This window comes from Nostoc sp. 2RC (genome assembly GCF_014222165.1).
Classification (GTDB): Bacteria; Cyanobacteriota; Cyanobacteriia; order Cyanobacteriales; family Nostocaceae; genus Nostoc; species Nostoc linckia.
Map to the genome: position 1 here is coordinate 1 of NZ_JACKZU010000349.1, position 8,756 is coordinate 8,756.

Annotated in this window: 8 protein-coding genes; 7 read left to right on the forward strand and 1 reads right to left on the reverse strand. The window is 39.5% G+C overall.

The genetic code is table 11. The features are described from left to right. The first annotated feature begins 82 nt into the window (after window positions 1-82). From GNE10_RS27955 to GNE10_RS27975, 5 genes are all read left to right on the forward strand, one after another. Entirely contained in the window at window positions 83-268 is a 186-nt protein-coding gene (locus tag GNE10_RS27955; RefSeq protein WP_260447064.1) for a hypothetical protein, read from the forward strand. Then, the gene (locus GNE10_RS27960; RefSeq protein ID WP_185568836.1) at window positions 258-722 is read left to right on the forward strand and encodes a hypothetical protein; all 465 of its coding nucleotides are present in this window, start codon (window positions 258-260) and stop codon (window positions 720-722) included. The genes GNE10_RS27955 and GNE10_RS27960 overlap by 11 nt, the downstream gene beginning before the upstream one ends. A 21-nt stretch (window positions 723-743) precedes the next feature. After that, window positions 744-1,223 carry an ATP-binding protein gene (locus tag GNE10_RS27965; RefSeq protein WP_185568838.1) on the forward strand — a complete coding sequence of 160 codons (480 nt, stop codon included), beginning with the start codon at window positions 744-746 and terminating at the stop codon, window positions 1,221-1,223. A 271-nt stretch (window positions 1,224-1,494) separates the two neighbouring features. Next, entirely contained in the window at window positions 1,495-2,760 is a 1,266-nt protein-coding gene (locus GNE10_RS27970; protein WP_185568840.1) for a hypothetical protein, read from the forward strand. 279 nt (window positions 2,761-3,039) lie between these two features. Beyond that, window positions 3,040-3,546: a hypothetical protein gene (locus tag GNE10_RS27975; protein WP_185568842.1), complete on the forward strand. Its 507-nt coding sequence runs from the start codon at window positions 3,040-3,042 to the stop codon at window positions 3,544-3,546. Between the two features lie 91 nt (window positions 3,547-3,637). On the opposite strand, the gene GNE10_RS27980 is transcribed toward GNE10_RS27975, so the two are convergent. Next, window positions 3,638-4,090 carry a helix-turn-helix domain-containing protein gene (locus tag GNE10_RS27980; RefSeq protein ID WP_185568843.1) on the reverse strand — a complete coding sequence of 151 codons (453 nt, stop codon included), beginning with the start codon at window positions 4,088-4,090 and terminating at the stop codon, window positions 3,638-3,640. Window positions 4,091-4,610: 520 nt separating this feature from the next. Here GNE10_RS27980 and GNE10_RS27985 point away from each other — a divergent pair. Then, on the forward strand, window positions 4,611-5,795 hold the full coding sequence (locus GNE10_RS27985; RefSeq protein ID WP_185568845.1) for a hypothetical protein: 1,185 nt from the start codon (window positions 4,611-4,613) through the stop codon (window positions 5,793-5,795). 557 nt (window positions 5,796-6,352) lie between these two features. Next, window positions 6,353-8,632, forward strand: coding sequence for a hypothetical protein (locus tag GNE10_RS27990; protein ID WP_185568847.1), 2,280 nt, complete (start codon window positions 6,353-6,355; stop codon window positions 8,630-8,632). The last annotated feature ends 124 nt before the right edge of the window (window positions 8,633-8,756 follow it).

The following is an 8,756-nucleotide window of genomic DNA, read 5'->3' on the forward strand; positions in this document are numbered from 1 at the left end:
CGAGGCTCAACCATACTCTCTGTGTTAGTTTTTGCGATCGCACTTAATTATACTTTGGCGAGAGTGACAAAAGAGGGTTAAGGTGCAGCTTGATGAAGAAGCGAGAAACTCAATTTTGAATTTGCATCAAAAGGGCTATAAACTCGATGAAATTGTCAAAGCAGTATTCAATTTATCCCGCCAAGATGGTAGATCATACAAGAAATTTAGAAACGTTGTTGAAGAATTTTTAAATAACTTTAAAGATGGTGGTGAAGATGATATTTGAACTAACCATGCCTTTACCCCCTTGTATGAACGAAATTATTAACCAGGCACGGTCAAGTTGGCAAGCAAGTGCTGAACTTAAGAAGTACTGGACAAACTTAATTGGTGAATTTGTTAGAGAATGTGAATTCTGTTTAGATAGTACAGTGTGGATTGAGTTCCATTGGTATCTCAAAAATTTTGCACGAGATAGTGATAATGTAGCTGCTGCCGCTAAATTTATTATGGATGGGCTAGTTACAGGGCGAGCAATTCGTAATGATAACCTGACAGTTATCCAATCACCTGTTGTACATTATTATCATCGCAGTAGTGGTGATGATGGTGTGCTATTAAGACTTTCACAATCACCTGATTTTTTATTAGATAATTTTATTGTATTTAACAAGTTTTCTAGAAAAAGTTTAGAAAGATACAATCAAAAAATCACACATTTAATCTCAAACCAATTATAGTTTCTCTAAAGGATGATAGTAATGTTACGTTATAAAGAATATACTTGGTTGATTGGTAAGCTAAATATAGGCAAGAATGTTAATTTATGGGGTAAACAGGATATTGGTAAGACTTTTACTGTTAAAAACTGTTTACTTAAAGATATTACTTTAAAGTCTGTTTATCTCAATCTTGAATATCCTTTTAGTGTGGCTCATCTATTTGATGTTATTCCTATGAGTTTTGATTTGTACTACCAGCAGGATTGGCAAAATATCATAAGCGAATTATCTGATGGGTTAAATAGACTACTTGTTATTGATAACTTTGATAAATTGCACTTTGTGAGCGATAGTTTTAGCAATGATTTATTGAGATTACAACAGTTGGTTCAACTAGAAAATTTTTCTTTACTATTAATATCTCGGCTGCCGCTAAGATGTTTTCATTTTACGGGTTTTGCTAACTGTTTTGAAGAATTGGAATTAAACGAAACTAATACTTGGACTTTTGGAAAGTAGATATGTTATTTCTATATATTGTGATTTGGTGATATTTCAGTTCGGTTAGATTGTTGTTTTCAGCAACAAAGCAAGTTCGATTCTTGCTATCACCATTGGGAATGAAACTACTACTGAGACTGAAAATTAACGATTAAAAATCTATTAAATAGTTTTGGAATTGTTAATAGAGTAAGGGGTAGGTTAGTAGCGTAGTTCTCAGCAAATCCCAATTTGTGCCGGGGCGAGAGTAATTAAAAACCTTGTGACCTGCATTTTGGAGGGATGAATTATGTTGAAGAAGTTTGCGTTTAATTGCTTGAGGAACTTTAATGCTGCTTTTGGAATGGTGTCTTTGGCTGCTATTGCTTTAGGCACTGTAGCAACTTTTTCTGGTTTGGGCTTATTGTACTTAGCTAGGGGCGGATTCCCAATAGTTGAGGAAGAACGCTCTGAACAAATTGCATATATTGGCACTGGTGCTATCGTATTAGGCTTTACCGGAATTATTCTTGCTTCCTTGGGTGGTGCTTTCTTAAGCGTTGTTGAAGAATCGGAGGAAACTAATTCGAGTAGAGAAACTGCAAAAATAGCTGACATAAAACCGCTTGTATTAGCAAAAACTGAGAACTCTGAAAAATCTGATTGTCTGCTTTCAATTTACACTTACACGGTGATGAATTTTGAGGGAAATCCTGATTCAAAGTGCTTGGTTATTTGTAGATTTGAGGAAGAACCATATCGGAAATTCGTACTTTACGAAGAACTACGTTCTCACCAAATTGACGACTTGGCAGTAATCTATGATGAAACAGATCCAGACAGATTAATTGGACAAACCTTCTCCTCATATAAACCTTTACCTTGTGAAGCTTTAGAGGAGCATTTAGATATGCATCGGCGCTATATTAATGCAGTTAATAGCGAAGAATTTAGTTCTTGCTATTTGCGAGTATGTGCTGGGTGTAAGTTACTGCATGGTGCCAATAATATTGTTTGTGGGATTCATCCACATGGATGGTTTGAAAATGGTTGCTGTCCAGATAAACAATGGGATGAACGTAAGGCGTTGTTTCCATTTGAAGATGATGCTGTTGTCGAAAATTTAAATAGAGAAATATCGTCCAATCAAGCGAATATTTATAAATTTTACGGCAATCTTATCTTGTGGGATGAATACGCTAACCGTAAGTTTTCTTTTTCTTATTCTGGTATCTTGCTTAAACATTCTGACAGACTGCTTGAGCTTGGTATGGAAGCAACACTTCTTTCTTACATCCAGTATTTCCGTACTCGAAATGTAGTGGTCTTTGACTATGTAGCATCAGGACGAGTTTTAGAGTTTGCAAAGGAACTCAAGGGCATAGCTCAAATCGAAGTTGATGGAGATGAAATATCTATCTTTTTTGATATATATGCGCCCTGTCATCGCTTTCGCCGTGATGGTGTATCACTGCATCCTTACTCAACTTTCGTTCCTCAAGAACTCAGATATAACTACAACTTGGTTAGCTACGTTAACTACCTTAAGAGTAAAAAATCTGGAGTGCTGAGATGAATAAGGAAGTTTCTAAAAGCTGCGAGTACAAGCCGGAAAAATCGCATTTCGCATTTTTGCAATTTCTGTATCTTGAACTGGTAATTTCTCCAATTTAACAACTGCAAATTTTGGAAAACTTACTTCATCTAATTGCTTAAAAAGGCAATTTACCCTCCTTCCTCCTGCTATCAGTTGGGATACGTATAAAAGCTTTCACTCAGTACGGGGGTTTCCCCCGCTACTGGGTGGTAAGTCGCTATAACGCCGCCCATCAGTAATTCATGGAGGAACCACATTATGTCTGCTTTTGCAATATCGCCTTTTGTGCAATCTGTTAACGATGTTTTGTTTCCAATCGAGTTGTTTTTGATGATTTTCCCAATTTTTTACGCTATCTTTATCCCTGCTCAATCAGTATCACTTCAAGTTAGTAATAGCGTTGGGGTGATTTCTGAAGAGTTGCCAGTTTTGGAAACTTATGGGGATTTGACTGGTGTTGGTGCTGTTTCTGTTCGGGAAGAATTATCCCAACCAGAATCTTCCATTATTGAAACTGCTCCACCAGTTGTTGAAACTGAGATTGCGGATGAAGCTAGACAGCTTGTGCTGGTAGACGTTAAGGAAGAAAGGAAGAAGCTTTTGGATTTAGGTGCGCGGAAGCTGCGACAGTTCTGCAAAGAACGCCGAATCCAAGGCTATTCTACCGTCTACAACCGTAAAAAACTTGATGGACTCGTTGACTTTCTGATCGCGCAACAAGTGACTTCTGCTCAAGTGGTCGAGTGTGTGGAAATGCTTGCTTAGAATTAGAATTTGGTGAAAAGCCTCGGTAAAAACTGGGATTGCAAAACTACTCCCTTGGGCTAGGATAATACTTGCTTGATGACTCTTTCTATTAAGGTTGAGCTTCTAAAATGCGTCCTATACTTCTTGGCGATAGTGTTGGTAAACCTCTCTTAGCTGCTTCTTCTGCTACCTGCATATGGTAGTGGTGCTTGGAACGGCTAGGTTTTCGGTTCTTGCTCCATTCGCTAATTTCGACGATTTTGCTCGCCTCTGTACTTTTGCATTTCTTAGGTCTGCCTACGTTGACACCTAATACTTCATTAGCTTTTGCGATCGCTGAGTCCTGGGTTTCTGACAAGATGGTACTTGATGTCCATCTTTTTTTCCACTTTGCTATTGAGTTTTCGGTTACACCAATTTCTTGCGCTAAAGCTACATATTTTTTGCCTTCGTTTAGCCCTAGCAGAATTTTAGCTCTTTTGCTAACTTCATCGCTGCTAGTTGCCGCTATGTGTTCTAGCGCTTGTTTTTCAAGAGAATTTAATATCTGAAGATGAGGCATCTAAAAATTTACCCCTCTTTACTGTACAATTTTGCCAAATGGAATGAAGCCTGATATACTTTTTTTGTAGCGTTCATTTTTTCTAAAAACCCACCCAAAGCCCTGGTGCAAACAGGGCTTTGAGGAGAAAACAAGCCCACTTGTTAGTAAAACAAGGCGGAACATTGTTTTGTCAATTTAATTAACTAGAGACATCATATCATGAGTTTAACCAGTTTTACAAATCTTTCTTTCGGTAGATGTATTTTTCCCAAAAATAACACCAAAAAATATCTCTTCAATGAAATTGGTTTTAAATGGGTTAATAATAATAGTTTTCTACTGCGAAAATTCTCTTCGGGAGATTGTTTGATAATTAATTGTTCATTATTTACAAAAATTAATTATTTTCTAATAATAGCACTTTCATCCACTGGAGAAAGTGCCATCAGTCCTGCTGCTTGATTTTTCCTGCTTTCTGCTTAAGCTTTTCAAAATTGAACTTATCTTTTTTAGGCAATTTGTAACCCGGAGTATCAATATGTCTGAGGTGCATAATCCGGCAATTGTATATATTTCTCCTGCGGAGTTGGTAGTTCATCCAAAGCTGATAGAAATATACGGTGAAAATGAGGATCGTCCGGCTTTGGAAAAAAGTATTTCGGAAAAAGGCATTCTGGAATCTTTGAAGGTAACTGCACGCACTGGTGTAAATGTCGTTTTAGCAGGTAAGTGTCGTTTGCAGATAGCCCGCCAGTTGGGAATTTCTGCTGTGAAAGTGGAATTTGTCGAGTCTGGCTCGCCTGAAGAAGATTTGAAACTAGTGCTTGATTTTAATCTCCACCGCGAAGGCGGGAAGACTCATTACCAGAAATTTCACGAAGGGCAGTACTGGGAGAGCGTACTTCGTCCCCAAGCGAAAGAAAGACAACGAGAAAGTGCCCGTCGTTTGAATGAATCGAAGTATTCAAATTTGAACACTTCGATAGATGAGAACAAGATTCAATTAAATAAGGGTAAACCTGTGATTCAGGAGGTGTCGGAGAATCTAAGGATAAGTGTTGGCAGTTATCACAAGGGTAAGAAAGTATTTGAATATATTTCTCAATTAAGGGAACGGCAAAAATTTAAGGCAGTTGTTGCACTGGAGGCGGAATTTAACCGGAGTATTGATGCAGCTTATAAGTTTGTTTGCAATCAAGATATCTGTGACCAGGTTATAGACCTGATTGAAGCAGACGAGATAGGTAGTATAAGTGATGGTATCGCTTGGATGCGGAATGGCGATCGCAATCCGTTTCGGCGTTTCCAAGTTGGTCAAGTATATCAATTTAAGGAAAGACTGCGGCCAGAGTTGGAAATCGTGGGGCGTGTTATTGGTATAACTAATGAATTTGTTGTGTTTGGATTGAGGAATTTAGTAAATATGAACCTAGAAATCGTGAATCTACGTCCGCGACAGATTAATGCGGAGTTGCAAGATGAACCATCTGCTGAACAGAGAGCAAGAATTCTTCACTTAATGGAAAAGTTTAGGGATGTTTTTCCAGTTCAGGTATCTTTAGCGGAGTTGTTAAAACTCCCAAATTTAACTGATAAAGAGGAAGTTTTATTGCGGATGTATGAGTCTGACGTATTTGAAAAAACTTGGGAGGACTATAAGAGCCAAATCCAAGCAATAGAAGTGTCTACAAATAGAAAAAAGGATAATATTCGTGCTGCATAGGTAGCTGTGAGCAGTTAATCTAGCAGAGAATTTATCCCACAATTTAACGTTACCTAATAGATTAGCATCTCAATACTGATTGCAGTACGAGTTCATATTTTGGGTGCCGAACTCGTATGGATATATTTGACTGTTTTTTGTTTTTAAATTCGTTGGTGGAGTGTAATTTCATCTTCACCCATTGTACTAACCTCTGTCAGTTTTTGGTGACACTTTTAGGTGTTACTAGCTTTGCATTCTTATTCCAAAACTATTTTCTAGATTTAGTCACAACTTCGCTAGAACTGACCTATTTAAATAGCTCTCAAAAAAAAGTTGGGTAGCCGCATTGTTGTTGGTGAAGCGTGTTGGACTAAATCTTAGCCTAAGCCTACGTATGTCTAAGCCTAAACAAGTATAACCTCTGTTTGCTTTCAACCATGAGACGATTACCAGTCGCCTCCAACAAGCGGATAACCAACCGCTTATTAATAAAACAAAAATTTCAAATTTAGGCTAACACATTTTGACCAACAGCGAGGCTACCTGATGCACTAAAACCATCAGGACAGTCACTCATGTTCCAAGAAGATTTCGGGGCAGATGTTGATAACAGGCCCCAATTAAGCCTTTCACAGCCTGTAAAAAAGAAAATCAAACCCCACCTGCCCGCAGAATCATTGGGTAAACGCTACGTAGAGCGTTTTTGGCATCCATTTGGGGCGATAGTTGCCCCTTCTTTAGTAGAAGGTGCAAAACCAGCATGGCGTACCATCGATTACTACCTGCAACCTTCCCAACTGTGGAAGCTGCACCAAGATAAGTCAAAACTAGTAGGTCTGCGCTTTGACAACACAACCCGTTACGCCACTATCGATTTAGACTTCTTTGGCGACTACCATAACATTGAATCTATAAATCGCATCAAAGCGGCACTAGAGGACATTGGCATAGTCGATATCGTCATTCTCCAGTCCAGCTTTAGTGGTGGTTATCACTTGATTTTAAACTTTGCATCTCCCCTGCCCACCTTTGCCATAGCCTGCGCCTTAGAAATTACTTTGAGAAATGCAGGCTTTATCATGCGCCAAGGACACCTAGAAATCTTCCCAAACACTAAACCATATAGTGCCAAACAAATAACCAACTACAAAGCCATCCGTTGTCCCATGCAACCGGGTAGCGGGTCATTTTTACTTGATGATGACTTACAACCAATTAGCGACTCAGTTTCTATCTTCCTCGACTATTGCGATCGCGCGGCCAGTCGGCAAGATTTAACCAAATTAAAACGGGTAGCGAACAAAGCCAAAAAACAAATTGCACAGGAGAGATATCGTAAGCAAGAGTCTGCTGATGCTGCACAGTGGCGTGCCAACTGGGAAGAAACAATTGCGATCGGTTGGACGGGACAAGGACAAACAAACACCCTCCTACAAATCTTTGCAGGCTACGGAATCGTTTTTCTAGACTTAAGAGGCGATAAATTAGTCGAATTTTGCCTTTCTACCGCAATTAATGCCCCTGGCTATAAGCAATATTGCCGACACCAACATGAAATCGAAGCTAGAGTACGGCATTGGGTAGAATGCACAATTCGTAACAAATGGTACAGTGCATACGTTAGTTATCCCGAACGGCTGTTGGGTACATTCGCCAATACATTTGCAGAAGCCATAGCAGGTGTTAGCAGCATTGATCAACCTAAAGATAACGTAATTCCATTTGACCGTCGCCACCAACAGAACTGGGAACGCAGCCAACAAGCCCAAAGACGCATCCAGATAGTAGTAACAGCAATAGAGTGGAGTAGTGGGTTACCAGCAGGGGCTACTGAACGGGCAAAAGCTATACGTGCTGAGTATAAAGGCCGCTTTAACAAAACTGTCTCTCAAGAGACACTACAAAAGCACTTACATTTGTGGCATCCCACACGCTACATTTTAGACCCTTGGGCAGAAAATAGCTTAAACCCTTATCAATCAAGCGAGAACGGGCAATTTTACGAATTTCAAAGCTCGTTTGTAAAACACGATACTCAAAATCCTTGTGGAATAAGTAATTACGTTCATTCTTTTTATATGAAGGTTTTTTGTAAGTGTTTACCTCCTGCTGCTACAGCCCCCCAAGGGCTGGAGTCAGCAGGGTTTGTTGAACAACCCGATGTTTCTCAGTCAGACTCAGCTGTCATCCAGCCTGCGGAAAATCTTGAATTCATAAATTCTTCTAATACTGCTGAGATTAATTCAAATAAAACCAGCAATCAATTAGAGAATTCAGTTCATATAAACATTTTACAATCAAATCAATTCAGTTCTCATCAGGATTTTATATACCCTTGTAGCTCCAGCACATCATCAAAAGTTGATAATCAAAACTTATCTAACACGGAGGATAACGGGCTGGGTGTAGTTTCGATACCTGCTGCGGTTGCACCAGAACCACCACAGGATATTGCTAACAACGGGTTGCACAGAGCATCCGAGGGTAATTCAATACCTGCTAGAGTGACAGCAGAATCATCACTCCAAAACCCCAACAACGGCTTGCAGACTGTATCTGTTGGTGAAGAGACTGCTGATGTTTCCTACCGCATCGAGGAACTCAAGCGAGTGACAAAATTACGGCTAATGGCTTTAACCCAAGCTAAGGCTAAGGTTCGCCAATACTGCGTAATCACAGGACATATTCTCAGCACTCAAGAACGCGATCGCTTAGAGCAACGTGCCAAAATGCAATTCTACCTCGATTCGGGTAACGAAACTCTAATTGCAGAAGCTAAGGAGTGGGCGACTGCCAATCCTGGGTGTCTACCGTTTTCCTTGGAGTTGGAAAGCGAAAAATTTTGGAAAAGATGAGGGACATCAGGCGGTAAGATGTTTGGTATTTTAGATTTTAACTGCACCAGGACTTACGCAACTGGCACAGGCGATCGCTAAATCATAGTATTTGTGTACTATTACAAGTACTGCAACTAGCACG

What these genes read in the sequence shown, in the direction of transcription:
- GNE10_RS27960 (WP_185568836.1), top strand. Translation starts at nt 258, where the DNA reads ATGATATTTGAACTAACCATGCCTTTACCCCCTTGTATGAACGAAATT.
- GNE10_RS27965 (WP_185568838.1), top strand. Translation starts at nt 744, where the DNA reads ATGTTACGTTATAAAGAATATACTTGGTTGATTGGTAAGCTAAATATA.
- GNE10_RS27970 (WP_185568840.1), top strand. Translation starts at nt 1,495, where the DNA reads ATGTTGAAGAAGTTTGCGTTTAATTGCTTGAGGAACTTTAATGCTGCT.
- GNE10_RS27975 (WP_185568842.1), top strand. Translation starts at nt 3,040, where the DNA reads ATGTCTGCTTTTGCAATATCGCCTTTTGTGCAATCTGTTAACGATGTT.
- GNE10_RS27980 (WP_185568843.1), bottom strand. Translation starts at nt 4,090, where the DNA reads ATGCCTCATCTTCAGATATTAAATTCTCTTGAAAAACAAGCGCTAGAA.
- GNE10_RS27985 (WP_185568845.1), top strand. Translation starts at nt 4,611, where the DNA reads ATGTCTGAGGTGCATAATCCGGCAATTGTATATATTTCTCCTGCGGAG.
- GNE10_RS27990 (WP_185568847.1), top strand. Translation starts at nt 6,353, where the DNA reads ATGTTCCAAGAAGATTTCGGGGCAGATGTTGATAACAGGCCCCAATTA.